Genomic DNA, 25,489 nt, shown 5'->3' with positions numbered 1-25,489 from the left:
CAGTGAGGAGTTACTCCGCACAGCGCGGATTTGCCATAACGGTGAACGACGGACAAGAGAGTTAGACGGGCCTTCGGGTCATATCGGGTGGCCTGCCGGCCGTCCGGATATCGTGACGATATTTGTCCTGGTGACGCCACCGGGTGGAGCTGTGCTGCGCGTGTGACCCTTCGCTTGCCGGGAAGTCCTGAGGCGAGAGGGGTGAGCGAGCATGAACACGATCGTGATCGTTCTGGCGGTTGCGGTGGTCTTGCTGGCTCTCGTGGCGATAGCCGCGCTCCTCGTCGTCGTCCGCCGAACCGCCGCCTCCGGCAAACTGTCAGGCCCCTCACCCGAGCAACTCGCCGAGGCCAAGGCCGAGATGAACGAGGAGCTCGAGCGGGCGAGGCAGGAGGCGGAGGAGATCCGCACGAAGGCCGAGCGGGACGCGGGGGAGATCCTCAAACGATCGGAGTCCCTGGCCGAGGGCGCCGCGCTGTCGCGCAAGGAGGTCGAGGAGGAGTCCCGCCTCCTCAAGAACGAGCTCAAGGAGCTGCGCTCCGATCTCGAACGCCGCGAGAACCGGCTCGGCGAGCGCGAGCAGCGGCTCGACGAGGAGGCCAGGCGGCAGGCCGATCGGGCGCGCAAACTGGCCGAGACGGAGACCGAGCTCGCCGACCGTCGCGAAGAACTCGACCGGGTCGCGGACAAGCGCCGGCAGATCCTGGAGCGGGTCGCCGGGCTCACCGCGGAACAGGCCAAGACGGAGCTGGTCAAGGAGATCGAGAACCAGGCCAAGCGGGAGGCCGCGCTCATCGTCAGGGAGATCGAGGGCGAGGCCCGCAAGGAGGGCGAGAAGCGCGCCTGCAAGATTGTGACCCTGGCCGTCCAGCGGGTCGCCACGGAGCAGACCGCCGAGTCGGTGGTCAGCGTGCTCCATCTGCCGGGCGACGAGATGAAGGGCCGCATCATCGGCCGCGAGGGCCGCAACATCAGGGCCTTCGAGTCCACGACGGGCGTCAACCTCATCATCGACGACACCCCCGAGGCCGTGCTCCTGTCCTGCTTCGACCCGGTGCGGCGGGAGACCGCCCGGCTGACGCTGGAACGCCTCGTGCTCGACGGCCGCATCCATCCGCAGCGGATCGAGGAGGCCTACGAGCGCAGCCGCGAGGAGGTGCGGGAGCTGTGCGTGCGGGCCGGTGAGGACGCCCTGGTGGAGCTCGGCATCACCGAGATGCACCCCGAGCTCGTCACCCTGCTCGGCCAGCTCCGTTACCGCACCTCCTACGGTCAGAACGTGCTGAAGCACCTGATCGAGTCGGCGCACCTCGCCGGGATCATGGCGTCGGAGCTGGGACTCGACCGCGAGCTGGTGAAGCGGGGCGCGCTGCTCCACGACATCGGCAAGGCGCTCACCCACGAGGTCGAGGGCAGCCACGCCCTGATCGGCGCCGAGATCGCCCGGCGGTACGGCGAGCACGAGGACGTCGTGCACGCGATCGAGGCGCATCACAACGAGGTGGAGGTCCGCACGGTCGAGGCGGTCCTCACCCAGGCCGCCGACGCGATCAGCGGCAGCCGCCCCGGGGCCCGGAGGGAGTCGCTGGAGGCGTACGTGAAGCGGCTGGAGCGCCTGGAGGAGATCGCCCAGTCCTACGAGGGCGTGGACAAGGTCTTCGCCATGCAGGCCGGCAGGGAGATCAGGGTGATGGTCCGTCCCGACTCCGTGGACGACATCCAGGCCCAGGTCATCGCCAGGGACGTGGCCAAGCAGGTCGAAGAGGAGCTGACGTATCCCGGTCAGATCCGGATCACCGTGGTGCGCGAGTCCCGGGCGACCGAGTTCGCCCGCTGACCCCTCGAAGCCCCCGGGAGCTCGTGAAATCCCGGCCCGAAGCCCCCGAAGCCCCCCGACAGCCGGTCTACTGGAAGATCTGCAGGTAGAACGACAACTCGGCGGCCAGAGCGGCGGTCCTGGTCTCCAGCCGGCGGAACCCGTGAGCCTCGCCTTCGAAGGTGAGATAGGTGCAGGGGATGTCGCGGGCGGTGAGGCGGTCGGCGAAGGCCTGCGACTGGGACGGCGGCACGACCGGGTCGGCGAGCCCCTGCATGAGCAGCATCGGGCAGGCGACCTCGTCGGCGCGGGACAACGGCTCGCGGGAGCCGTACAGGGACTCCGGTCCGACCAGCCATTCCACGTAACGGGACTCGAAGTCGTGCGTGGCGTCCACGAACGGCCCGAGGGCGCTGACGCCCGCGACCGAGACCCCTCCCGCGAAGACGCCGGAGGCGCAGCAGGCCGCCATGACCGTCCAGCCTCCGGCGCTCTCACCGCGGATGGCGATGCGCGCGGGGTCGGCGAGACCCTCGGACGCGAGCCACCTGGCCGCCGCGACGGTGTCCTCGACGTCGGCGATGCCCCACTGGCCGCGCAGCCGCTCACGGTAGGCCCTGCCGTACCCGGTGGAGCCGCCGTAGTTGACGTCCAGCACCCCGATGCCGCGGCTGGTGAAGAACGCCTTGTCCAGGCTCAGCGCGGTGGTCGCGTGCGCCGTCGGCCCGCCGTGCACGAAGACGACGTACGGCGAGGGCCCGTCCGCGGTGTGGCCCGGATTGGCCGGCGGGTAGAGGTGGCCGTGGACGCGGCGGCCGAGACCGCCCTCGATCTCGACGGCCCGTGGGCGGGGCAGGTAGGCGACATCGGGCAGTTCGGGGATGTCGCGGCGCAGTCCCTCGACCCTGCCGGTCACCATGTCGATCCGGACGACCGAACGAGGCGTGTCCGGGCCGTACGCGATCCCCGCGAGGACCGTGCCGTCGGCGCTGAACGCGGGCATCCACCCCTGGTAGGGCACGTCGACGTCGGTGAGGACACCGGTGTGGGGGTCGAGGACGCCCAGGCGCAGGTCTCCCCGCCCGTGGACGACGGCGAGCCGTCCGTCCTCCAGCACGAGGTACGGCAGACCGCCGAGTTGCCACAGCGGCCCCGCGAACTCCTCCTCGGCGGGGAACAGGGCCAGCGGCGAGGTGCCGAAGATGCCGATCTGGTAGAGGTTCCACCAACCCGACCAGTCGGAGATCAGGTACAGATTGCGGTCGTCGCGCCACCGCGGGGCCAGTACCGACTCGGTGACGCCGCCCTTGATGGTCCACGACCGGCCGTCGGCGACGCTGGTGATACGCAGCTCGGTGCCGACCCACGGCATGCGCGGGTGGTTCCAGCAGATGTAGGCGACGTGTTCCCCGTCGGGGGAGATCGTGGGGGAGGCGTAGAAGTCGCTGCCGCTCGCCCGTTCGACGATCGCGGAGGGCCTGCCGTCCGGCACCGCGTCCGGCTGAGCGGCCGGTGGCAGCGCGACGGACACGATCGAGCGGCTGACCTTGGCGTCCGGATGATGCCGCTCCTGGACGCACCACACCTCGGTTCCGTGGGGGAACTCGTGGACCAGCAGGTCGGCGTAGCGCAGGCCGGTCGGCAGTTCGGGCTCGGGGGTCAGGGCGCGGGGCTCGGCGCCCTCCTCCAGGAAATAGAGCCGCTGGTCGGCATGGTGGGTGAAGACGATGCCGCGGCCCGGGACGACGGCGTAGGAACGCCCGCCGTACTCGTGCACGCGGGTGCGCGCGTCCCACGGCGCGGCGAGCAACTCCCTGCGTGTTCCGTCGGCGGCGCGGTGCACGACCGTGCGCCGTCCGCCCTCGGCGGGCCTGCTCTCCTCCCACCAGACCTCCTCGCCCAGGACCGTGGGGAAGCCGAGACCCAGACCGGAACGGGCGACGTCGGTCGTGGAGATCGGTGACTGCCAGGGAGCGAAGGGCGCCTGGGACTCGGGGGGCATGACCGCATCCTGCCGGAAACCGGGTCCACGCGAGGCCGGTTATCCCTTTTCGGGAGCGGAGGGAGATTCAAGGGCAGGGGGAGCGGTGTATCGGGTGGCCAGGACGCCGAGATAGTCGATGACCGCCTGTTTCCAGGTGCCGTCGTCGAACATGTGGCGCAACGCGTCGTCGACCTGGTCGCGGAGGGCGACTGACCCGGTGGCGATGCCGTACCGCTGGGCGGTCAGCGGCCTTCCGCTGAACCGGAACCGGCCCGGGTACTGGGCCACCAGACCGGCCAGCACGGGGGCGTCGGCCACGATGGCGTCGGTCCTGCCGTCGGCGAGCAGAGGCGCGCAGGCCGCCGGGACGTTGGCCTGGGCGAGGAAGACGTCCCGCCATTTCGTGCCGAAACGGGCGACGAGCGGCTTGGCCGACGCCCGGGTGGCGCACACCCGCTTGCGGGAGAGGTCCCCGGCACCGTTGATCGACAGGTCGCCGGCGCGGACGAGGATGTCGGTGCTCGTCACGAGATACGGACCCGCCGTGGGGCCGGGACCCTGTGGGCCGATCACGATGTCGGCCTGGGCGGGATCGTAGGTGTAGCTGATCTGGTCGTCGCGATATCCGAGCTCACGGGCGACGTAGGTCGCGACGGCGATGTCGAAGCCGGAGTACCTTCCGTCCGGGAGCCGGGTCACCAGTCCCGGCTCTCCCTGGCGCACGCCGATGACCAGGGGGCCGCCGCCGATCCCGCATCCGGTGAGACTCCCGGTGAGAAACCCTGCGAGAAACACGGCCACCAGGCAGTTCACCAGGCTGACGCCACGCCACACCTGCTCAATATCGAGGTCCCGTACGGCAGGCGCCAACCAGCGACACGGCAAGTTCCTCTAATGGAGAGGTGCGGTCCGTCCCACCCGATCACTGCGTCGCTTCATTGGGGCAGGCCGGCTCCGGCGCCCATCCCGATGACTCCAGGTGCGGCGATCGGCTTGGCGCCGGTCTTCCGGCTGCGCCTGCTGCGCTTCTCCAGCCAGGTGGCCAGGGCGCTGAGCGCCATGTTGAGGCCGATGTAGATGACGCCGATGACAATGGCCGCGGGCACGAGAGAGCCGAAGAAGACCGCTGGGATGATCTTGAAGCCGTAGTTCAGCAGGTCCACGTACGCGATGATGTAGCCGAGCGCGGTGTCCTTGAGCAGGACGACCAACTGGCTCACGATGGCCGGCATCATCGCCGTCACGGCCTGGGGGAGCAGGACCAGCCGCATCACCCCGCCCTTGCGGAGCCCGATGGCGTACGCCGCCTCCGACTGCCCCCTCGGCACGGCCAGGACGCCGGCCCGGACGACCTCGGCGAGAACCGACCCGTTGTAGAGGGTCAGGCCCAGCACCAGGGCCGGGAGGGTGTAGTCGCCGCTGCCGAGGACACTGGGCGCCAGATAGGCGAGGAAGAAGATCAGCAGCAGCAGCGGGATCGCGCGGAAGGTCTCGACGACCGTGCCGGCCGGAATCCTGATCCAGCGATGGTCGGAGAGCCTCGCGAGGCCGAAGACCGCACCGAAGGCCAGTGCGCACACGGCGCCGAGACCGGCGGCCTCCAACGTGCCGAGCAGACCCGGGATGATGAACTCGGTCCAGGTCGTGGCCTCGGTGAACGGCTTCCAGATCTTGCCCTGCCACTGGCCCTTCTGGTCGAACTTGACGTAGACGAAGTAGGCCACCGCGGCGAGCGCGATGACGGCGACCAGGGTCAGCGCGTTGTTGCGCAGCCGCGCGCGCGGGCCGGGCGCGTCGAAAAGGACAGTCGAGCTCATCGGACCACCGCCAGGCGACGCGACAGCCAGCCGGTGAAGAAGCCGACCGGGAGGGTGACGGCCATGAAGGCCAGGACGAGCCCGATGAAGATGGGGATCGACACCCCGGTGTCGTCGAAGGTGTCCTTCATCACGAACGCGGAGTCCGCGAGATAACCGGCCGCGAGGGCCACCGTGGTGTTCTTGATCATCGCGATCATCACGCTGCCGAGGGGGGCGACGACCGCCCGGAAGGCCTGCGGCAGGATGATCAGCCGCAGCGACTGCAGGAAGGTCAGCCCGATCGCGCGTGCCGCCTCGGCCTGCCCCAGCGGCACGGTGTTGATGCCGGAGCGCAGCGCCTCCCCGACGAAGGTCGCGGTATAGGCGGACAGGCCCAGGACCACCAGCCAGAACCCGTTGGTCGAGGGCTCGTCGGAGAAGGTGAGCCCGATGGTGTCGCTCAGGCCGAGTGCCGAGAAGGCCAGCACCAGCGTCAGCGGCGTGTTCCGCACGACGTTGACGTAGACGGTTCCGGCGGCGCGCAGGACCGGCGTCGGCGAGACCCGGAACGACACGAGGACCGTGCCGAGGACCAGGGAGATCACCGCGCACACGAGGGCGATCTTCACGTTCACCAGGAAGCCCGCGGCCAGGTCGGGCGCGTATTCGATCAGATCATCCATCGTGCTCCACCACGGGTACGGCGGCGGCCGGTGACCGGGTCACCGGCCGCCATGAGGCGACGTGCTCAGGCGCAGGGCTCGAATGTGGGGGCACTGGTCGGGGCCGTCAGACCCTGAGCCTTGCCGAACCACTTGGTGAACAGCTGCTGCGCGGTGCCGTCCGAGTACATCTTGGTGATGGCCTTGTTGACGGCCTCACAGGTCGCGGTGTCGCCCTTCTTGAGGCCCACGCCGTACTTCTCGTCGGTGAACGGCTGGCCGAGGATCTTGAAGTTGCCGCCGCCCTGCTCCGCGGCCTGGGTGGCGAACCCGGCCAGGATCAGGTCGTCGGTCGTGACCGCGTCCAGGTTGTTGCCGGTGAGCTTGGCCACGCACTCGGAGTAGTTCGCGGCGCCCACGAGCTGGGCGTCGAGGTCGAGCTCGCCGTCCGGCGGCGGGTCGGTGATCCGCTTGTAGGAGTTGGAGCCCGCGGCCTGGCAGATCCGCTTGCCGGCCAGGTCGGTGGGCTTGGTGATGGCGGTGTCGTCACCGCGGACCATCACGTCCTGGTGCGCCACGACGTAGGGCCCGCCGAAGGTGACCTTCTCCTTGCGGCTGTCGGTGATGGAGTAGCTCGCGAAGATGATGTCGACCGTGCCGTTGGCGAGGAACGCCTCACGGTTGGAGGAGGCCGACTCCTTCCAGGTGATGTCGACGTCGTCGGCGCCTCCGGCGAGCTCCTTGATGACGTACTTGGCGACGTCGACGTCGTAGCCCTCCGGCTCGGCACCCTTCTTCAGACCCAGGTTCGGCTGGTCCCACTTGGTGCCGACGACCACCGTCTTGCCGTCCTTGACCTTCTCGGCGACGGTGGCGTACGTCTTGTCACCTCCGCACGCCGCAAGGCTCGCGGACATGGCCGTGACGGCGAGCACCGCCCCGATTCGGCGTAGTCGCATACCTTCCCCTCATCTCTTCCCTGCGCCTGGCCGTTCAGGGCCGACACATATGTGGTCAGTGCGTAAGGATCTTGGACAGGAAGTCCCTGGCCCGGTCTGACTTGGGCTGGGTGAAGAACTCTTCGGGCGCGCTCTCCTCGACGATCTGGCCGTCGGCCATGAAGACGACCCGGTCGGCGGCCCGCCGGGCGAAGCCCATCTCGTGGGTGACGACGAGCATCGTCATGCCGTCGCTCGCGAGGCCGACCATGACGTCCAGGACCTCCTGGACCATCTCGGGGTCGAGCGCCGACGTGGGCTCGTCGAAGAGGATCATCTTGGGGTCCATCGCGAGCGCCCGGGCGATGGCGACGCGCTGCTGCTGACCGCCGGACAGCTGCGCCGGGTACTTGGCGGCCTGCGAGGCGATGCCGACCCGCTCGAGCAGTTCGAGGCCGCGCTGCTCGGCCTGCTGCCGGGCGATGCCCCGGACCTTGATCGGGCCGAGGGTGACGTTCTCGAGGATCGTCTTGTGGGAGAAGAGGTTGAACGACTGGAACACCATGCCGACCTCGGACCTCAGCTTCGCGAGGGCCTTGCCCTCCGCGGGGAGCGCCTGCCCGTCGAACGTGATGCCGCCCGAGTCGATCGTCTCAAGCCGGTTGATCACCCTGCATAAGGTCGACTTGCCGCCGCCCGAGGGGCCGATCACGACGACGACCTCGCCGCGCGCCACGCTCAGCTCGATGTCCCTCAGCACATGCAAGGTGCCGAAGTGTTTGTTCACTGCCTCAAGCTTGACTAGAGGGGAAGAGCCACCGGCCTCGGTCATGGTCAACAACGTAGGGGCGTAAATATCGCCAAGTCACTAATCCCTCGGTACCGATCCGATCACAGCCAGCGCACTTGCGGGGGATCCGGGCGGTTGTCCTCGCGGCTGACGGGGTGGGGCCGGGCGGGGCGACGGGCGGCCCCCGAGGTGCCGCGGCGCTTGTCAGGACCGTTCCCATGCGGGGAACCGGGGATTTCGGGCCGCCCACATCGGACTTGCGGCCACCGCTCAGGAACCGTTCAGCGGGGCGGGCTTCGCCTCCCGTACGGGATGGGCGGGGGAGAGCCTAACCTTGTACTGCGATGACTGTGACCACTCAGGGCCCCGAGGGCGCGACCCGGACGTACGAGGTGCGGACCTACGGCTGCCAGATGAACGTGCACGACTCCGAGCGACTGGCCGGGATGCTGGAGGACGCCGGGTACGTCCGCGCCCCCGACGGCGAGACGGCGGACGTGGTCGTGTTCAACACCTGCGCCGTGCGTGAGAACGCCGACAACAGGCTCTACGGAAACCTCGGTCACCTGAGGCCGATCAAGATGGCCCGCGAGGGCATGCAGATCGCCGTCGGCGGATGCCTCGCGCAGAAGGACCAGGGCGAGATCGTCCGCAGGGCGCCCTGGGTCGACGTGGTCTTCGGCACGCACAACATCGGCTCGCTTCCGGTGCTGCTGGAGCGGGCCCGCATCGCCGAAGAGGCCCAGGTCGAGATCAAGGAGTCCCTGGAGACCTTCCCCTCCACGCTGCCGACCAAGCGGGAGTCGCCCTACGCCGCCTGGGTGGCGATCTCGGTCGGCTGCAACAACACCTGCACCTTCTGCATCGTGCCGTCGCTGCGGGGCAAGGAGAAGGACCGCCGCCCCGGCGACGTGCTCGGCGAGATCCGCACGCTGGTCGACCAGGGCGTCCTGGAGGTCACCCTGCTCGGGCAGAACGTCAACACCTACGGCGTCGAGTTCGGCGACCGGCTGGCGTTCGGGAAGCTGCTGCGGGCGTGCGGAGACGTCGACGGCCTGGAGCGGGTCCGCTTCACCTCGCCGCACCCGGCGGCCTTCACCGACGACGTGATCGCGGCCATGGCCGAGACGCCGAACGTCATGCACCAGCTCCACATGCCGCTCCAGTCGGGCTCCGACCGGGTGCTGAAGGCCATGCGCCGGTCGTACCGCTCGGACCGCTACCTCGGGATCATCGAGCGGGTCCGCGCCGCCATGCCGGACGCGGCCATCTCCACCGACATCATCGTCGGCTTCCCCGGCGAGACCGAGGAGGACTTCCAGCAGACGCTCGACATCGTGCGGCAGTCGCGGTTCGCCAACGCGTTCACGTTCCAGTACTCCATCCGCCCCGGCACTCCGGCGGCCACCATGGACGGCCAGGTGCCGAAGGCGGTCGTCCAGGAGCGCTACGAGCGTCTCGTCGCCCTCCAGGAGGAGATCTCCTGGGAGGAGAACAAGAAGCAGATGGGCCGCACGCTCGAGGTGCTCGTCGCCGAGGGCGAGGGCCGCAAGGACGACGCGACCCGGCGACTGTCCGGCCGCGCCGCCGACAGCCGCCTCGTGCACCTGGCCGCCGTCGACGCGCGTCCCGGCGACATGGTGACGGTCGAGGTCACCTACGCCGCGCCCCACCACCTCGTGGCCGACAAGGTCCTGGGCGTGCGCCGTACCCGTGCGGGCGACGCCTGGGAGGCGCGGCAGGGACGGCCCGCGACGGGCAACGCGGTGAGCCTGGGCATGCCCACCATCGGGCGTCCCGCAGTCTCTCCCGAGGCGTCGGACGGCTGCTCCGTGTTGTCACCGCTCGGGCACTGACCCGCTCGCTCGGGAACTATCGGGAACTAGCCGCCGGTCGTCAGTTGGGCGACGACGCGATAGCAGTAGTCGCGGCGGGCGTCGTGGTAGGTCGCGCACGGGTCGGGAAGACGGCTCGGACCGGGCTGAGGTGCTTCAGGCTGACGCGCGGCGGTGGCCGGTCCGGATGCGGTCGAGCTTGGCCGGAGTTGAGGCGCTCCGGGTTGCGGCCCCGGCTCGCCGGGAACCGGCCGTGGTGCCGACGATCTCGCGGCGCCGGGCGGAGCCTGGGTCACTCCCTGAGCCACGCCCCGGGACGCTCCTGGGGGCGCTCCCGCGCCTGGCGCGGCCGGGGCCGCTGGAGTCGGCCGGGCGGGCTTCTTGCCGGGCATGCGCGGGGGCACCACCGGGACGGGTGTCCGGCTCGGGGTGAACTCGCCGTGACCGGGATGGCCGGAGCCCCGCCGTCGCTTCGCCGGGTCGCCCTGCTGTCTCGCGGGGTCGTCCGGTGCCAGGTTGACCGCGCCGGGAGGCAGTTCGGCGGCGTCCTGCGCGCCGGGCGCCTCCCCGGCGATCACGCCGGGCGCCCATGTCGCCTCCGGGACGTCCGGGGCTTCCGGGGTCTCCGGAGGTGTGGCCGGCCCTGGGACGACGAAGGACGCCGGGGCGGCCGCCGGCGTCGTCTGTCCGCGGACGACACCGGCGCTCGACGACAGGGCAAGGACGATGCCCAGGCCGGCGAGGCCGATGATGGTGGTGACACCCGCCAGGGCGAGAGCCGTACGAGCTCGTTGGGGAGGCCCGGGACGTGGCGGGGGAGAAAAGTTCGACAATGTCGTGATTCTTCCGTAATTATCCAGTGACTGTTTTGTTATCTCCCCAGTGTGGTGGCCCATCTCCGCCCGCGCCCCAGAATTCCCAAGACTCAAGCCCCTCCAGGTGAGTGCCGCCATAAACGAACCTGTGCATGATCACGAACAGGGGTGTGGTGGTCGGCGGGCATTCGCGCGAACTTGTGCATGATCACGCGGGAGGGGGTGGGTAGGCTGGGCGGGTGCTGGTCGCAGCGGGTGTCTGCCCGCATCCTCCGCTGATCGTGCCGGAGCTTGCCGGGGCCGCGGCGTCAGAGCTCGACGATCTCCGCGCCGCCTGTGCGGAAGTGATCCGTTCCCTGGTCGGGTGTGATCCCGATCTGCTCGTGGTCGTCGGGCCCGCCGAGAGGTCCGCCGCATATCCCGGCGACGCGGCCGGGACCATGAGGCCCTGGGGAGCGGACGTACGCACTGGTCGAGGCGAGCCCGTCCTCCCGCTCTCGCTGACCGTCGGCCGATGGCTGCTCGACAGGTACGCCCCCGACCCCGATGCTCTGCCCGTGCTGCGCGTGGAGGCCGTCGCGGCGGACGCGTCTCCCGCAGACTGCGCCGCTTTGGGCGGGGAGATCGCCCGGTCCGCCGATCGGGTCGCGATCCTGGCCATGGGGGACGGCTCGGCCAGGCTCACCGAGAAGTCCCCCGGTTACCTGCATCCCGGCGCCGTGGCGTACAACGACATGATCGGCAGGGCGATCGCGTCGGGGGAGGCGGGCCCGCTCGCCGGCCTGGACCCGGCGGAGGCCGAGGAGCTGTGGGTCGGCGGAAGGGCGTCGTTCCAGGTCCTCGCGGCCGCCGCCGAAGCGGCGGGCAGGTGCGTCTGCGCGCCGCTCTACGACGACGCCCCGTACGGCGTCGGCTACTTCGTCGCCCGGTGGTCCTTCGAAGGGACGCCGTCGTGAGGACGTCACAGGTCAGTGCGCGTGCCCGATGTACTCGTCGCGGCGCCACAACATCGCGGCGAGCATGAGCGGGAACATCGCCATGTGCGCGACGACCATCAGCGACTCGCCGTCGATCACGTCGAGCCACAACAGCGGGAAGACCGGCAGCGCGGGAGCGAACATGGCGCCGCACATCTCCAGGGTCGGCGCCCAGCGGTGCCCGCGATACCGCATCCATGCGGCCATGCCCGCGGACATCTCGAACGCCATGAGCAGGTAGGCGAGCTCGGGATCCCGTTCGTGTGAGAATCCCAGCCCGGCGGCGCCCAGGAGCAGTCCGAGCAGGATCATCCCGGCGAACATGGTGATGAGCATCTCGATGTAGTGCCAGGTGAATCGCAGCCAGTGGGAGCGGGGTTTCGACGTCGTCGAAGTCATGCCCCCACTGTGTTTTCCCCGCGGGGCGGCGGCCAAGGAAGCGAGATGTGCCCGTCCGAATACTTGGGCACCCTGTCTTTCCGGCATAGTCTCGCCGGATGACGGAACGGCGCGTGATCGTCATCGGGTATGACGCGGCGGAGTTGCTCGACATCGCGTGTGTGACCACCGCGCTCGAGGCGGCGAACTGGCAGGGCGCCACGACCCGTTACGGCGTCCGCCTGGCCGCGCCGGGAGGCCGGCCCGTCACCTGCGGCACGGGCCTGACGCTCCAGGTCCAGGAGTCGCTCGAACGGGTCACCGGTCCCCTCGACACGCTCATCGTGGTCGGCGGAATCGGGCACGAGGCCGCGGCCGGCGACCGGTCGATCCTCGGTCATGTCCGCCGCCTCGCACGCGAGAGCCGGCGCGTGGCGTCGGTGTGCACCGGAGCCGGCATCCTGGCGGCGGCGGGACTCCTCGACGGCCGGAGGGCCACGACTCACTGGGAGTGGGCGGACGAGCTCGCCGCCCGCAATCCGGCCGTCCTGTTCGATCCGGGCCCGATCTTCATCAGGGACGGGAACACGATCACCTCGGCGGGGGTCACCTGCGCGCTGGACCTCACGCTCGCCCTCATCGAGGAGGACCACGGCCCCGAACTCGCCCGCCGCGTGGCCCGGACCCTGGTGACCTACATGCAGCGGCCGGGCAACCAGGCCCAGATGAGCGTGTTCACGGCCGCGCCGCCGGTCGCGGACGGCCTGGTCAAGAGGATCGTCGACCGCATCAAGGGCGATCCGTCGGCGGACCTGACCACGGCCACGCTGGCGGCCGCCGCCGGGGTGAGCGAGCGGCATCTGACCCGGCTGTTCCTGCGGCACGTGGGACGTACCCCGGGCCGGTTCGTACGGCAGGCGCGCATCGAGGCCGCGGCGAACCTGCTGGCCTCCACGTCGCTCCCCGTGGCCGTCGTGGCTGCGCGCTGCGGTTTCGGCACCGCGGAGACTCTGCGCCAGGCGTTCGTCGACCGGTACGGCATCCCGCCCTCGCGCTACCGGTCCGCCAACGCGTCGACGTCGGCTGTGTCCACGTCAGCGGACGCGCCCACGGCTCGCGCCTGAGCGGGACGGCCTGCTCAGGGACGCCGGCGGGGGACCGGAACCCGCGTCAGGTCGCGAGCGGTGACGATCTCGCCGTCGAACTCCTTGGCGGCCTCCCCGATGAAGCGCGGCTCGTCCGCGAAGGAGTACCGCTCGGAGAAGTGGGTCAGCACGAGGCGCCGCACTCCGCAGGCCTGCGCGACCTGGCCCGCCTGGGCCGCCGTCAGATGGCCGTACTCGGCCGCCAGCGCCGCCTCCTCCGACAGGAACGTCGACTCGATCACCAGGAGGTCGACCCCCTCGGCCAGCGCGTACACGCCGTCGCAGAGGCGGGTGTCCATGACGAAGGCCGCGCTCTGCCCCGGCCTCGGCACGCTGCAGTCCTCCAGCGACACGACAGAGCCGTCGTCCAGCGTCACCGAGCCCTCCCGCTGCAACTCGCCGATCATGGGCCCGGCGATCCCGTGCCTGGTCAGTTCGCCGGGCACCATCCGCCGGCCGTCGGGCTCGTCGACGCGGTAGCCGTACGACTCGACGGGATGGGAGAGGGGCCGCGCGGTGAGGGTCACGGGCCCCGCCGGAAATCGCGTGACGTCACCGGCGACCGGGCGCCGCGTGATCACGGACGTGTCGGCGAACACGGCGGCGTGGCGCAGCCTCCGCCAGTACTCCTCGCCGCTCGCGGGATAGGCCGCCTGTACGGCATGGCCCACCTTGTCGCGCGCGATGCGCTGCACGACGCCGGGCACACCCAGGCAGTGGTCTCCGTGGAAATGCGTGACGCAGATCCAGGTCACGTCGTGCGCGCTGACCCCCGCCATCGTCATCTGCCGCTGGGTGCCCTCGCCGGGGTCGAACAGGAAGCCCTGGCCGTCCCACATCAGCAGGTATCCGTTGTGGTTCCGATGTCGCGTGGGCACGGCGCTCGCCGTGCCGAGGACCACAAGCTCGCGCGTCATGCGCGCCAAGCTACCGTCGCAGGGTGTTGGTTTTCACATCAATTAAGCGCCCACCTGCGTGGCCCTCAGGCGGATGAGGCACAAGGCCGAGACGGCCTGACCGCGCCGCACACGCCGCCGTCACGGCGCACGCCGCCGCCTACCGCTGGCGCTCCCGGTGGACAGCGCGCAAGGAACGCCGGACGGCTGGCGCGGACAAGGCGATGGGCCGCCAGGCGACAATACAAGTCCGCGCGCACAGGGGCGCCGAGCTGAGCTGGAACAGCCGCCAAGTACTACGGCGAGCCGGCCCGCGGGGTCGGCCACGACCTGGACCGCCGAGCCGTAGCCGAAACTCAGCGGGTCGCCTCTGCCGGCGGTTCACCATCACAGGCGGCAGTACAGCTAGCCGTTCCTGCCGTTCGAACGGATGACGAGGCCTCCCCGGCAGCCACCGGGGAGGCATCGATCACGACGTCAAGTCGGGATCTTGTGCGGGGTGACGAACGGCGCAGGCCTCGCCGGAGCGGGCGGGTAGGCCGCCTTCGCCTTAGATTCGGTGTCCTGCTTCTGCACCGGATTGGACTGGTTGTCGGTCTTCTGGAACGGGGTCACGACGTGGGTGAAGTCGCGCAGCAGGTGCTGGCGTTGGTGCCCGTGTTGGTGTTCGTGCTGACGCTGCTTGTGTCTGTTGTTGTTCCTGTTCTTATTCCTGGTGGGTCCTGGATTGGAATTGGAGAGGAGGGCATCGTGGCGAAAGGCTGAGCCAGTGACGTCTTCGGTTGCGGCGCCGGCGGAAGTGGTGGTGATGGCGCTGGCCAGGGCGATGGCACCTGTGATCAACAGGGTACTTATGGCGAGGACCCCGAGTGGTTTGCAGGGCTTGAGCAAACTTCATTCCCCCTTGGAAGGAATTCCGCCCTAAACGTCTGGCATCAACCAAATTGATCGGAAATGTCGACTTGGACGCCGGTCGCGGATCATCTTGCTTCGGAATGGTTTCCACGCCGTTAGAGCAGCAAACGGAGCTCAGCGCCTCTTGCCCTGCTACTTATCGCTTTATTGATAAAGTCGGTCAACGTTATCCGTTTTATTCGAGAATATCATTATGTCGCATTTTTGTGCATCCAAATGCCTGCAATATCGCCTTGCCCTTCTTCCCCGACGACCCCGCACGGCCGCATGGCCACCAGCCCAGCGGTTCGCCCTGCCAGCCGTATCCGCCGCCGCCACCCGGCGCGTACGGGTATCCGCCGCACATGCAGCCTGTGCAAGCGCGCTTCTCTGGCATGGCGATCGCCAGCTTTGTCTGCGGGTTGGCCGGCATCTTCACTGCGGTGCTCGTGGTGCCGCCCGTCATCGCGATAATCACCGGAATTCTCGGGTTGAGAGATACGAAGGGGAGGAAGCGCGGCAAGTGGATTGCCGTAACCGGGCTGACGATGGGCAGTGAGATCGGTTTCCTCGTCCTCGTGCAACTGCTCAACGCATTGAGGTGGGCGCTTGCTCATCTTCCGGCTCCAGGCATCCCTTTGTGCGGCGTTATAAACGGTGCATGTGAGCGAAGGGACCAGCCGGCGAGCTCATGGTCACCCCCCCATGTGAATCTGGTCGGCGTTCCTGTAGGTCTGAAACCATGAAGTTGAAAGACTTCGCAAACTGACAGTGCGTTTCGTTTTCTTTCCCGCTACACGGACGAAGGCCCAGGGCGATGTAATCTCCGAGCATTGCTGCGCTCCTGGCGGCCCGCGCATTCGGCGGCCTGGCGGGCTTGCGCATGCGGCCTTGGGGGCCGTACGCGCCCGCCGCCGCCACGCGCTCCGCCGCTACCCCGGAAAGGTGCAGCGCGGGCCGTAGCACCGAATCTGTGATCGCTAACGTGCGAGACCCGCCGGCAAACGTGACCACCAGACATACGCGTCAGCCCGCCGCCATCCGCCGGCATACGACACGGAGTGGCCGTCGTGTCGTTAAGTCGTCCGTCTGAGTCTGTAGATCCCGCTGTATGACATCAGCTCGTAGACCGTCATCACACACATGCTGGTGTGCTCCACGGACCGCCCATCGCCAGGCGAGTCGTCGCACCATGAAAGCTCAACCCGCTGTGGTTCCGATGTCGCGTGGGCACGGCGCTCGCCGTGCCGAGGACCACAAGCTCGCGCGTCATGCGCGTCAAAATACCGCCTGCCGTACGGCCTGTGCGGTGTGGCCGTTGGCCGGTGCGGGCGTCGGTCCTGCTCCCGCACCGGCCGCCGAGCATCAGCCGGATACGGCCAATCCTTCGACCGGGCCCGAGAGCGCGGCCTTGAAGTGACGGCTGAAGTCGTCCGCGAGCAGTTCCGACTCTCCCTTCTGGAGGGCTGAGACGATGTCCGCGGCCACCGCGCGCGGATCGTTCTTGGGCCCGTCCAGCTGCCTGACCAGGTCCGTGTCGGTCAGGCCCAGCTGTACGCCGAGGACCTGGGTGCCCCGCGCGGCGAGTTCCACCCGGAGCGTGTTGGTCATCGAGATAAGAGCGGCCTTCGCGGCGCCGTAGGTGCCGGAGCCGGGGAATCCGGCGATCCACGACGTGAGCGAGTGCAGGTTGACCAACGCGCCGCCCCCGTTGGCCGCCAGCACGGGGGCGAACGCCTTGGCGACACGCAGCGGGCCGAAGGCCACGATCTCGAAGACGCGACCGACCTCCTCGTCGTCGTCCTCGAGGAGTGGCCCGAAGGTCATGATCCCGGCGTTGTTGACGACGACGGTGACGTCGCCGGCGGTTCGCGCGAGCGCGGCGGCGGAACGCCGGTCTTCCAGCTCGAACTCGAGCGGGACGATCCTCGGGTCGTCCTCGGCCGTGGGCCTGCGCGAGGTGACGTACACCTTCGAGGCCCCGGCCCGTAGGAGCTCCTGGACGATTTCCTTGCCCAGGCCCCGCTGCCCGCCCGTGACCAGGGCGGTCGCTCCACTGACAGTGGTCATTTCGCACTCCTTCAACGGTGAGGCTCCATCGCATGCGACATAGATGTAATGCATTTAGCCTCTGTCGAAACGATGCCCGTCTTGGGTGACGTAGTCAAATAGACTCTTACCTATGTCATGGGTGGCGACTGAAAGATTCGGGGCCCGCATCGCCCCCGCCGGCCTCACGCTGGTGCAGGAGCTGGTCAATACGCATGCCGTCGAACGTGGCGGCGGCACGGACCTGCTGGCCGACCGCGCGTCGGCGGAGGAGTGGCTGCGGGGCGCCGCCCGGGAGTGGGCCCGTGGCCGGGGGCTCGACGCCCCGGACCTGTCGCTCTCCCCGGAGGACTGGGAGGCGCTGCGGAACCTCAGGGCCACCGTCGACGAGATGCTCTCCGTTCCCGTCGGCGAGCGGCCCGCCACCGCGACCGGCACACGGGTGAGCGTCAGGCGGCGCGCCCAGGCGGTCCTCGTCTCCGACGACGAGGGGCGGGTCGCGATGGTCCCCTTCGGCGTGGGCGGCGCCTGGCTGGAATCGGCCGTCTGGTCGGAGATCCTGCTCGCGCAGTGGACCGGCGAGTGGTCCAAGCTCAAACTGTGCCGCGAGCCCGGATGCCGGTCCGCCTTCTATGACACGTCCCGCAACGGCAGCGGCGTCTGGCACAACGTCCGCACCTGCGGGAACATGGCGAACCTTCGCGCGTCCCGCAGTCGCAGGAAGATTCCGGCCCAGGCCGACGACGGCGCCGGCAGTGGCCCGAAGCCGGCGAATCCGCGGGGCGCTCTACCGGCGTAACCGGCTCGGCCCGGCGCCGGCCTACGGCGAGGTGATCACACGGTGAAGATCCGGCCGAGGTGGTAGTCCACCACGCGCTGGACCTCGGCCATCGTGCGCCTGCCGTGGAGGACGTCCATGCCCAGCCCGGAAACGCCGGAGACGAGGAGGTCGGCCTCGTGGTCGGGATCGAGTCCCGGCGCGGCCGCTCCGGTGCGCTGAGCCTCCCGGAGGATGCCGGCGACCAGCAGCTCCAGGGGGCGGGAGTCGGCGAGGAAGACCGAGGCGAGCGCGGGGTCGGTCAAGCTGCGCGCGTAGTAGGCGGCGAACACCCGCAGGGCCATGCGCCTGCGGCCGTCCAGCGGCAGGAACTCGCGCATGATCGCGTGCAGCAGGGTGCGAGGGTCGGCGGGGTCGCTCAGGGCACTGAGGCGCGCCCTCGCGTGCCGGTCGTCGTCCTCGTTCAGGAGCCGGAGCGCGGCGACGAGAAGCCGGTGCTTGCTGTTGAAGTGATACTGCACCGCGCGCAGGGACACGCCGGCCTCGGCGGCGACCTCCCGCATGCTCGCCGCCTCCAGCCCGCGTTCGGCGGCGATGCGCCAGACCGCCTCCGCTATCTGGCGGCGCCTGGGCGAGGGGGCCGCCGGCGCCTCGCTCGGGGCCGTCGGGGGATTCCTCCGCCGCCGGTACGCCTTGGCCTGGCAACCGCGTGAGCAGTACGCCCGGGGTCGCCCCCGCGCCGGCGCGGGCAGGGCTGCGCCGCAGATCCGGCACGCCCCAATCTTTTCGTCACGCACCTACGCAGTCTAATTCCATGAGAACCGTGAGGTAATCCGAGGAATCACGTGCACATCGCTTATCCGTCCGTTGACCGATGGATACATTCGTAACGTCGGCACGCGATGGAGGGAGACGGCGATGGGTGAGGCCTGGTACCGCCTGGGCATGCTTCTGACGCTCGCGGCGGGGGTCTGGGAAGGGCCCGTGGCGATCGTCTTCCGGCTGTTCACCGACAAGGCGCCCACGGTGCTGACCGCGGCCGACTACCTGCCCACCCCCTGGTGCTACGTCGCGGCCGCAGGTGCGACGATCGCCGCCCTGGCCGTCATCGTGGTGCTGGACGCCGGGCACAAGCGGGCGATCGGGCGCGCGCGGTAGACCTCTGCGGCCCGGTGGGAGAGAAGCGGACGATGCGGGAGAATGGGCCGATGGCAGGAACCGTGGCATTCGGGAGCGTGCCCACCCGGCTCGGCGACGTGCTCGCGGCCGTAACCGAGACGGGCGTGGTGGCCACGTCCTTCAACGACGATCCGGACGTCCGGGCGCACATCGCCGGCCGCGTCGGCCTCGCCGTCGCCGACGACCCCGCTCGTACGGCTGTCGCCCGCGACGAACTGCGGGCGTACTTCGGGGGAGACCTCAAGGAGTTCGCCGTCACCATCGACTGGCGGCTCATGTCGGACCTTCAGCGCCGGGTCCTCGGCACCCTCTACACGACGGTTCCGTACGGACAGGTCGTGACCTACGGCGAGCTGGCGGCCAGGAGCGGGACCGGCGTTCCGGCCAGGGGAATCGGGTCGATCATGGGCAGCAACCCGATTCCGATCATCGTGCCGTGCCACCGCGTCGTGGCGGGCAACGGGCTCGGCGGATTCAGCGGCGGTGAAGGGGTGGAGTCCAAACGCTGGCTGCTGACCCTGGAAGGCAGTCTTCCCCCCACGCTCGACTGGGACCTGTGAGCACTCCCGGCGCTGGGAGACTGGTGGCGTGGGGCAACTACCAGTGATCGCCGTCGTGGGCGCCACGGCGGCAGGCAAATCGGACCTGGCGGTCGAGCTGGCGCTCGAACTCGGCGGCGAGGTCGTCAACACCGACTCCATGCAGCTCTACCGCGGCATGGACATCGGCACGGCCAAGCTCTCCCTTTCCGAGCGCCGGGGAGTGCCCCACCATCTGCTGGACATCTGGCCGGTGACCCGGACGGCCAGCGTCGCCGAGTACCAGGGACTCGCGCGCCCGCTGATCGAGGAGATCCGCGGCCGCGGCCATGTGCCCATCCTGGCCGGCGGCTCGGGTCTGTACGTCCGAGCGGCCATTGACGACCTGGAGTTCCCCGGAACCGACCCGGGGATCCGGGCCCGGCTCGAGGAGGAGCTGTCGGCGACCGGCCCGGCTCCCCTCTACGAGCGGCTCAGGAGTCTCGACCCGGCCGCCGCGGAGAACATCCTGCCGAGCAACGGCCGCAGGATCGTCCGGGCACTCGAGGTCATCGAGCTGTCCGGCCGCCCGTTCTCCGCCACCATGCCGTCGTTCGACGCGGTCTACGACAGCGTGCAGATCGGAGTGGAGGTGCCGCGGCCGGTCCTGGACGAGCGGATCGAGCTGCGAGTCGGCCGCATGTGGGAGGCGGGCCTGGTCGAGGAGGTCCGCGCGCTCGCGGCGCAGGGCCTGGCCGGGGGCAGGACGGCGAGCAGGGCGCTCGGGTACGCCCAGGTGCTGCGTTTCCTCGACGGCGAGTGGACCGAGGAGGAGGCGCGTGCGGAGACCGTGCGGGCCACCAGGCGGTTCGCCAGGAGACAGGAGTCCTGGTTCCGCCGGGACCCTCGGGTCGTGTGGCTGCCGTACGACGCGCCCGACCTGACCGCCCGGGCTCTCGCCCTGGTCACCGGGTGAACCCGGAGGCGGATCCGGCCACCGGCGGGTGCGGCCGGGCCGCCTAGAATTCGTTCACATGCGATTCGTGAAGGGTCATGGCACCGAGAACGACTTCGTCATCCTGCCGGACGCCGACGGCCGTCTCGATCTGGGCCCGGCGCTGGTCACCGCGCTGTGCGACCGGCGGGCGGGCATCGGGGCCGACGGCGTGCTGCGCGTCGTGCGGACCAAGCTCTGCGCCGAGGTGGCCGATCAGGCGGACGAGGCCGAGTGGTTCATGGACTACCGCAACGCCGACGGCAGCATCGCCGAGATGTGCGGCAACGGCGTGCGGGTATTCGCACGCTACCTGGTCGACTCGGGGCTGGCCGGTGCGGGGGAGTTGGCCGTCGCCACCCGCGGTGGCATCAAGCGGGCACGGCTCGGCACGACGGGGGACGTCTCCGTCGACATGGGCATGCCGCGCGTGCTCGGGGTGAGCAGCGCGAAGGTCAATGGCCGTGAATACCAGGGCCTGAACGTGAACGTCGGCAATCCGCACCTGGCCTGCGTCATCGACGACCCGATCGCCGGCCTCGACCTGACCAGGGAGCCGGACTACGACCACGAGGTCTATCCCGCGGGCGTGAACGTGGAGCTGCTCAACCACGTCGGTGACCACGCGGTCTCCATGCGCGTCCACGAGCGGGGCTCCGGCGAGACCCGTTCCTGCGGCACCGGATCGGTGGCCACCGCCGTGGCCGCGGCGCACGCGGCGGGCGAGACCACGGGCACCTGGGCCGTTCGCGTCCTCGGCGGAACGGTGACGGTCACGCTCGACGACCGGACCAGCCACCTGGCCGGGCCCGCCGTGCTCGTCGCGTCGGGAGAGTTCCCCGCCGTCATCTAGACCGCGGTCTCCTCGTCCGTGTCTCCCAGGCGGCGTGTTTCCGGCTGCGTCTTCCGGACCTGGCCCTCTGAGTCTCGATCCCCACTGCGGCGGTGGGTTGCAGAATGTTGTTCTGCTGCCTCATGCTCGGTTCACTAAGTAGACCGAGAAGGAGGACGCATGGACCCGCGTGGCACGGTGGCGGCGACGAAGGCGGCGATCTGGGCCCTGGGCGGGGGGTTCATGATGTCCAGGGAGGTCAAGGCTCTCTGCGACCGCTACGCCCTGAGCAGCAGGGAGATGTACTTCCGCGGGCGGTGCGGCGTCCTCGGGGAGGTCCATCCCGACGTGGTGGTCGCGGCGTCGATCTTCTTCCCCGCCGACCGCGTGCGCGAGTGGTGGGAGGGCGGCAGGAAGCTCCCCGCCGATGAGGCGGCGAGCCTGTACGCCTCCGCCTGCCACCAGTGGGGGCGGCGCCGGCTGGCCGGCTTCGAGGGCGCGGGACGCCTCGCCGAGCTGCTGGCCGCGGTCGCCGACGGCTCGAACGTGTTCTGCGCGCCCCTGTTCGCGGGCTGGCGTGCCATGCCGCGCCCGGCGGCCGACGTCGAGCGCGCGGCCCACATGCTCCACGTCATGCGGGAACATCGCGGGGCCCAGCACACGACGGCCGTCGTCGCGTGTGGGGTCGGCCCCCTGGAGGCCACCCTCATCGGCGCGCAGGGGGCCGGCGCGTGGGATCCGCAGACGGGCAACGCCTCCGTGGCCCGCTTCCTCGAGTGGCCGGAGCCGTACGGCACGCCGTCGCGTGACGCCGTAGAACGGCGGGCCAGGGCGGAGGAGATCACCGACGACCTCGTGGCCCCCGCGTTCGGCGTGCTGGGCGAGGCCGAGCGCGCCGAACTGGCCGATCTTCTGATCGTGGCCGCCGCCACCGCTTTCCCCCGGTGACACCCAGGGTTTCCCTCGGCGACATCCCCGGTGAGACGGCCCTCGCGGCTGTTTGGGACACGCTGGGCGACCTGGCAGACTGACTGCCCATGGACGTGGACATCTGGGCCTGGGTCGGCGGCACCCAGCGGGAACTGCACGAAGCCGGCAACACCGGTCTGGCCATGGCGCTGAGCGACGTGCCCGGGCAGGCCCTGGAGGGGCGTTACGCGCAGCTGGACGTCGTTGCGCCCGCCATCGCTGAGAACGCGGGGACGCTCGGCCTGCCCTGGCTGGAGCTCTTCGTGCGCTACTGGCACCTTCTCGGCAGGGTAGGCGACCGGGCCAACGGCGCCGTCGCCCTCGGCGACGCGGCCGACCTGGCCGAGTTCGCCAAGCGTGATGACGTACGCGACTGCCCGTCCGCGCCCGCGGCCGTCGAGGCGCTGGCCATCGCGCAGGCGAACACCGACGGCCCCGGGTACGCCGAGGAGCGGCTCGCGGCCCTCGGCGAGGCACTGGACGGGGTCGAGCCCGGCTCGCTCGCCTTCTCCGGCCTGACCACTCAGTACGTCGCCGCCCTGCTGGACGCCGGACGTCCCGAGGAGGCCGTGACCTACGCGGAGGCGGCGGTCGAGCGGCTGGGGCAGGCGGGCCGGGAGGCGAGCTGGGAGCTCGGCGCCGAGTCCGCCCGCGCGCTGCTCGCCGCCGGACGCGGAGAGGCCGCCCTGTCCGCTTTGCAGTCCGCGACCGGCTTCAAGCCGGACGACCCCGTGGCGAAGGGCCGTCGTGAGGCGTTGCTGACCTCGCTGATCCTGGGCACCCTCGGACGCATGGACGGGGCCTTCGAGGCCCTGCCCGACCTCGACGTGGTCGGCGACCACCCGCGCGAGTGGGTGGAATGGTCCCGTGCCATCACCCTGCTGGCCGGGAGCGGCTCGATCGCCAACACCTGGCAGCTCGGCCGCATCCTCCAGCAGTGGATCACCTACTTCGAGACGACGGGCGGCCACCGCGCGCGGTTCGAGCTGGCCCTGGCCGCCGGTCACCTCGCCGTCGCCCGTCAGGGGATCTGGCAGGCCCGGCTGCTGGCCGACAAGGCGGAGGCGGTGCTGGCCGACCTCAGGAGCACCGAGGGCCTGCCCGAGCGGATCGCCGGGCTGCGCGCCGCCGCCGACGCCGCCGCCGAGCTCCCCGCGCCGGGAGGCACGGACGAGCTGGTGGCCCTCTTCGACGCCGCCGACGGCCAGAGCGCCGACCCGGAGCGGTGGGTCGGCTGGCTCGCGCCGCACTCCGGCGAGGACCTGGAGATCACGCGCCGCTACACGACCACGCTCGGCTTCCTCGGATACGCCTCGGTCGGAGCCGGCATCTACTGGAAGGCGATCGTCGAGGACCGGGACCCCGCCGCGGCGAGCGAGGAGGACGTCGCCTACCTGACGGGCCTGCTCATCGAGTCGGGGCAGGACGATCGCGTCGAGCAGTTGGCGGCACGACTGCCCGAGTCCGGCTCCCACCTCGCCCTGGCACGCCTCTACCGCGCCCGCGAGCGCTGGGCGGAGACCGCCGCGGAGGCCGAGGCGGCGGTCACCGCTCACGAGACGCCGGAGGGCCGCCGCCTGTGGTCGGTGGCCACGCAGCACCTCGGCGACAACGCCGCCGCGGCTGACATCCTGCGGCCGTTGCTCGACTCCGAGGACGCCGAGGAGGAGGACATCTGGCGGCTGATCGTGGTCGCCACCGCCGCGGAGGACTGGCCGACCGTTCACGCCGCCTCCGCCAGGCTGAACCTCCCGGTGCAGACGAAGGAGGGGCCCATCGACGAGCAGTGGCACCTCATGCGCGCGGTCCTCCCGGCGCCCGACGGAAGCCGCCGCGAGGTGTTGTCGCTGCGCACCGGGCCCGCGACGGCACGCCTCGCCGTCCCGCAGCCGCGCGGCATGGAGTACAACGCGGGCGACGTGATCGTCTTCGACCCCAGTCCGCTGGAGCCGATCCCCGAGGACCCCAAGGCGCAGGAGGAGTTCGTCATCCCGTTCGCGGCGGTGACGATGTTGCGGCCCGGCGGCTTCACGAGCTGGTTCTTCGACGGCGTCGCGCCCACCGAGCACGAGTGGACCGAGTTCAACGAGGTGCTCGCCGAGCGCGGATGGCCCATGTGGGTCTACAGCGACGAGACCTACGGCGTCGTCCACCCGGCGACCGGCGAGCGCCTGCCCGGGGTGTTCGGCTGGATCGCGGTGCCGCCGACCGTCCAGCCCTCCGAGCTCGACGCCGTTCTCGACGACGCCACCGAGCAGTGGGCCCACCCGATCACCTGGGTCGACCTGGCCCGCGAAGTCGGCGTCGAGGTCGAGCGGCACGAGCGCATCGCCAAGGAATACGGGCTGTGACCCTCCGCCGGTCGCTGTTCTAGGATCACGTTCGGTCGATCCCGGGGACGGGAATCCCCCGGGGCCAAGGAGGTCGGCGTGGTGCTGGAACGCTTCCGGCTGGACGGCAGGGTCGTGATCGTCACCGGGGCCTCGTCGGGTCTGGGCGTGGCCTTCGCCCGCGGCTTCGCGGAGGCGGGCGCCGACGTCGTGATCGGGGCGCGCCGTCTCGACATGCTCGAGGACACGCGGCGGCTGGTCGAGGAGACCGGCCGCCGCTGCCTTGCCGTGGCGACCGACGTCGCCGTCCCCGAGCAGTGCCAGGCCCTCGTCGACGCCGCCGTCGCCGAATTCGGCCAGGTCGACATCCTGATCAACAATGCGGGCGTCGGCACGGCCGTACCGGCTCTGCGCGAGACGCCCGAGCAGTTCCGCCAGGTGATCGACGTCAATCTGCACGGCACCTACTGGATGGCGCAGGCGTGCGCCCGGGTCATGCGGCCCGGGTCGGCGATCGTCAACATCGGCAGCGTGCTCGGCGAGACGACCGCCGGGTTGCCGCAGGCGGCCTACAGCGCGTCCAAGGCCGCCGTCGCGGGGCTGACGCGGGACCTGGCGCAGCAGTGGACCTCCCGGCGCGGCATCCGCGTCAACTGCCTGGAGCCCGGCTTCTTCCACTCCGAGATGACCGAGCAGTATCCGCCCGGCTACCTGGACCGGGTGATGGAGCAGCGTGTGCTGATGAAGCGGGCGGGCGAGCCGGTCGAACTCGTGACCACCGCTGTCTTTCTGGCCTCCGACGCGGGCTCCTACATCACCGGCGCCGTCCTTCCCGTGGACGGCGGCATCCTGATCACCTGACCGGGTCGGTGACCTGCAGTCCTCGACCGGCCTCCCGCCTTTTTCCACCG

General features: G+C 70.1%; 25 protein-coding genes. 13 read left to right on the top strand and 12 right to left on the bottom strand.

The genetic code is table 11. The annotated features are described in order from the left end of the window. Positions 1 to 211: 211 nt before the first annotated feature. Positions 212 to 1,837 (top strand): ribonuclease Y, encoded by a 1,626-nt coding sequence (gene rny / locus Pph01_RS19125; RefSeq protein WP_275412847.1) that lies wholly within the window; start codon positions 212 to 214, stop codon positions 1,835 to 1,837. A gap of 67 nt (positions 1,838 to 1,904) precedes the next feature. On the opposite strand, the gene Pph01_RS19120 is transcribed toward rny, so the two are convergent. The 6 genes from Pph01_RS19120 to Pph01_RS19095 all read right to left on the bottom strand — a co-directional run bounded on the left by Pph01_RS19120 (position 1,905) and on the right by Pph01_RS19095 (position 8,031). Continuing rightward, on the bottom strand, positions 1,905 to 3,818 hold the full coding sequence (locus Pph01_RS19120; protein WP_204074477.1) for a S9 family peptidase: 1,914 nt from the start codon (positions 3,816 to 3,818) through the stop codon (positions 1,905 to 1,907). 39 nt (positions 3,819 to 3,857) lie between these two features. After that, positions 3,858 to 4,634 (bottom strand): type 2 periplasmic-binding domain-containing protein, encoded by a 777-nt coding sequence (locus tag Pph01_RS19115; protein ID WP_204074476.1) that lies wholly within the window; start codon positions 4,632 to 4,634, stop codon positions 3,858 to 3,860. A gap of 101 nt (positions 4,635 to 4,735) precedes the next feature. Continuing rightward, the gene (locus tag Pph01_RS19110; protein WP_204074475.1) at positions 4,736 to 5,617 is read right to left on the bottom strand and encodes an amino acid ABC transporter permease; all 882 of its coding nucleotides are present in this window, start codon (positions 5,615 to 5,617) and stop codon (positions 4,736 to 4,738) included. Then, the gene (locus tag Pph01_RS19105; RefSeq protein ID WP_204074474.1) at positions 5,614 to 6,282 is read right to left on the bottom strand and encodes an amino acid ABC transporter permease; all 669 of its coding nucleotides are present in this window, start codon (positions 6,280 to 6,282) and stop codon (positions 5,614 to 5,616) included. The genes Pph01_RS19110 and Pph01_RS19105 overlap by 4 nt, the downstream gene beginning before the upstream one ends. A gap of 65 nt (positions 6,283 to 6,347) precedes the next feature. Continuing rightward, positions 6,348 to 7,220: a glutamate ABC transporter substrate-binding protein gene (locus Pph01_RS19100; protein WP_204074473.1), complete on the bottom strand. Its 873-nt coding sequence runs from the start codon at positions 7,218 to 7,220 to the stop codon at positions 6,348 to 6,350. 55 nt (positions 7,221 to 7,275) lie between these two features. Beyond that, the gene (locus Pph01_RS19095; RefSeq protein ID WP_204074472.1) at positions 7,276 to 8,031 is read right to left on the bottom strand and encodes an amino acid ABC transporter ATP-binding protein; all 756 of its coding nucleotides are present in this window, start codon (positions 8,029 to 8,031) and stop codon (positions 7,276 to 7,278) included. 302 nt (positions 8,032 to 8,333) lie between these two features. On the opposite strand from Pph01_RS19095, the gene miaB reads away from it, so the two are divergent. Next, entirely contained in the window at positions 8,334 to 9,845 is a 1,512-nt protein-coding gene (miaB, locus tag Pph01_RS19090; protein WP_204074471.1) for a tRNA (N6-isopentenyl adenosine(37)-C2)-methylthiotransferase MiaB, read from the top strand. Between the two features lie 26 nt (positions 9,846 to 9,871). Here the strand turns inward: miaB and Pph01_RS19085 are convergent, their stop codons facing one another. Then, complete coding sequence (locus Pph01_RS19085; RefSeq protein WP_204074470.1) at positions 9,872 to 10,657, bottom strand: hypothetical protein; 786 nt, start codon at positions 10,655 to 10,657, stop codon at positions 9,872 to 9,874. Positions 10,658 to 10,878: 221 nt separating this feature from the next. On the opposite strand from Pph01_RS19085, the gene Pph01_RS19080 reads away from it, so the two are divergent. Further along, positions 10,879 to 11,595, top strand: coding sequence for a class III extradiol dioxygenase subunit B-like domain-containing protein (locus Pph01_RS19080; RefSeq protein ID WP_204074469.1), 717 nt, complete (start codon positions 10,879 to 10,881; stop codon positions 11,593 to 11,595). Positions 11,596 to 11,607: 12 nt separating this feature from the next. On the opposite strand, the gene Pph01_RS19075 is transcribed toward Pph01_RS19080, so the two are convergent. Continuing rightward, the gene (locus Pph01_RS19075; RefSeq protein ID WP_204074468.1) at positions 11,608 to 12,015 is read right to left on the bottom strand and encodes a hypothetical protein; all 408 of its coding nucleotides are present in this window, start codon (positions 12,013 to 12,015) and stop codon (positions 11,608 to 11,610) included. Between the two features lie 98 nt (positions 12,016 to 12,113). Between Pph01_RS19075 and Pph01_RS19070 the strand changes: the two genes are divergently transcribed. Continuing rightward, positions 12,114 to 13,118 (top strand): GlxA family transcriptional regulator, encoded by a 1,005-nt coding sequence (locus Pph01_RS19070; RefSeq protein WP_204074467.1) that lies wholly within the window; start codon positions 12,114 to 12,116, stop codon positions 13,116 to 13,118. A gap of 14 nt (positions 13,119 to 13,132) precedes the next feature. Here Pph01_RS19070 and Pph01_RS19065 read toward each other — a convergent pair whose 3' ends face one another. Both Pph01_RS19065 and Pph01_RS19060 read right to left on the bottom strand, forming a co-directional pair. Continuing rightward, complete coding sequence (locus tag Pph01_RS19065) at positions 13,133 to 14,056, bottom strand: ribonuclease Z (protein WP_204074466.1); 924 nt, start codon at positions 14,054 to 14,056, stop codon at positions 13,133 to 13,135. A 456-nt stretch (positions 14,057 to 14,512) separates the two neighbouring features. Further along, on the bottom strand, positions 14,513 to 14,878 hold the full coding sequence (locus Pph01_RS19060; RefSeq protein WP_204074465.1) for a hypothetical protein: 366 nt from the start codon (positions 14,876 to 14,878) through the stop codon (positions 14,513 to 14,515). 152 nt (positions 14,879 to 15,030) lie between these two features. Between Pph01_RS19060 and Pph01_RS19055 the strand changes: the two genes are divergently transcribed. After that, positions 15,031 to 15,675, top strand: a complete 645-nt coding sequence (locus tag Pph01_RS19055; protein ID WP_204074464.1) for a DUF4190 domain-containing protein — start codon at positions 15,031 to 15,033, stop codon at positions 15,673 to 15,675. A 619-nt stretch (positions 15,676 to 16,294) separates the two neighbouring features. Here Pph01_RS19055 and Pph01_RS19050 read toward each other — a convergent pair. Beyond that, positions 16,295 to 16,999, bottom strand: a complete 705-nt coding sequence (locus tag Pph01_RS19050; RefSeq protein WP_204074463.1) for an SDR family oxidoreductase — start codon at positions 16,997 to 16,999, stop codon at positions 16,295 to 16,297. A gap of 121 nt (positions 17,000 to 17,120) precedes the next feature. Between Pph01_RS19050 and Pph01_RS19045 the strand changes: the two genes are divergently transcribed. After that, positions 17,121 to 17,777 carry a CGNR zinc finger domain-containing protein gene (locus tag Pph01_RS19045; RefSeq protein ID WP_204074462.1) on the top strand — a complete coding sequence of 219 codons (657 nt, stop codon included), beginning with the start codon at positions 17,121 to 17,123 and terminating at the stop codon, positions 17,775 to 17,777. Between the two features lie 35 nt (positions 17,778 to 17,812). Here Pph01_RS19045 and Pph01_RS19040 read toward each other — a convergent pair whose 3' ends face one another. Continuing rightward, positions 17,813 to 18,553 (bottom strand): TetR/AcrR family transcriptional regulator, encoded by a 741-nt coding sequence (locus Pph01_RS19040; protein ID WP_204074461.1) that lies wholly within the window; start codon positions 18,551 to 18,553, stop codon positions 17,813 to 17,815. Between the two features lie 121 nt (positions 18,554 to 18,674). On the opposite strand from Pph01_RS19040, the gene Pph01_RS19035 reads away from it, so the two are divergent. The 7 genes from Pph01_RS19035 (at position 18,675) to Pph01_RS19005 (ending at position 25,439) form a co-directional block, all read left to right on the top strand. Then, complete coding sequence (locus tag Pph01_RS19035) at positions 18,675 to 18,914, top strand: hypothetical protein (protein WP_204074460.1); 240 nt, start codon at positions 18,675 to 18,677, stop codon at positions 18,912 to 18,914. Between the two features lie 50 nt (positions 18,915 to 18,964). Then, complete coding sequence (locus tag Pph01_RS19030) at positions 18,965 to 19,495, top strand: methylated-DNA--[protein]-cysteine S-methyltransferase (protein ID WP_204074459.1); 531 nt, start codon at positions 18,965 to 18,967, stop codon at positions 19,493 to 19,495. Positions 19,496 to 19,523: 28 nt separating this feature from the next. Continuing rightward, positions 19,524 to 20,429 carry a tRNA (adenosine(37)-N6)-dimethylallyltransferase MiaA gene (miaA, locus tag Pph01_RS19025; RefSeq protein WP_239116838.1) on the top strand — a complete coding sequence of 302 codons (906 nt, stop codon included), beginning with the start codon at positions 19,524 to 19,526 and terminating at the stop codon, positions 20,427 to 20,429. A 58-nt stretch (positions 20,430 to 20,487) separates the two neighbouring features. Beyond that, positions 20,488 to 21,300, top strand: a complete 813-nt coding sequence (dapF, locus tag Pph01_RS19020; RefSeq protein ID WP_204074458.1) for a diaminopimelate epimerase — start codon at positions 20,488 to 20,490, stop codon at positions 21,298 to 21,300. 159 nt (positions 21,301 to 21,459) lie between these two features. After that, positions 21,460 to 22,227 (top strand): SCO6745 family protein, encoded by a 768-nt coding sequence (locus Pph01_RS19015; RefSeq protein ID WP_239116837.1) that lies wholly within the window; start codon positions 21,460 to 21,462, stop codon positions 22,225 to 22,227. Between the two features lie 89 nt (positions 22,228 to 22,316). After that, positions 22,317 to 24,599, top strand: a complete 2,283-nt coding sequence (locus Pph01_RS19010) for a tetratricopeptide repeat protein (RefSeq protein ID WP_204074457.1) — start codon at positions 22,317 to 22,319, stop codon at positions 24,597 to 24,599. Between the two features lie 78 nt (positions 24,600 to 24,677). Next, positions 24,678 to 25,439, top strand: a complete 762-nt coding sequence (locus tag Pph01_RS19005; RefSeq protein ID WP_239116836.1) for an SDR family NAD(P)-dependent oxidoreductase — start codon at positions 24,678 to 24,680, stop codon at positions 25,437 to 25,439. Positions 25,440 to 25,489 lie beyond the last annotated feature (50 nt).

The organism is Planotetraspora phitsanulokensis (assembly GCF_016863295.1).
GTDB classification, from domain to species: Bacteria; Actinomycetota; Actinomycetes; order Streptosporangiales; family Streptosporangiaceae; genus Planotetraspora; species Planotetraspora phitsanulokensis.
This window is presented reverse-complemented; position numbering and strand designations above follow the sequence as displayed.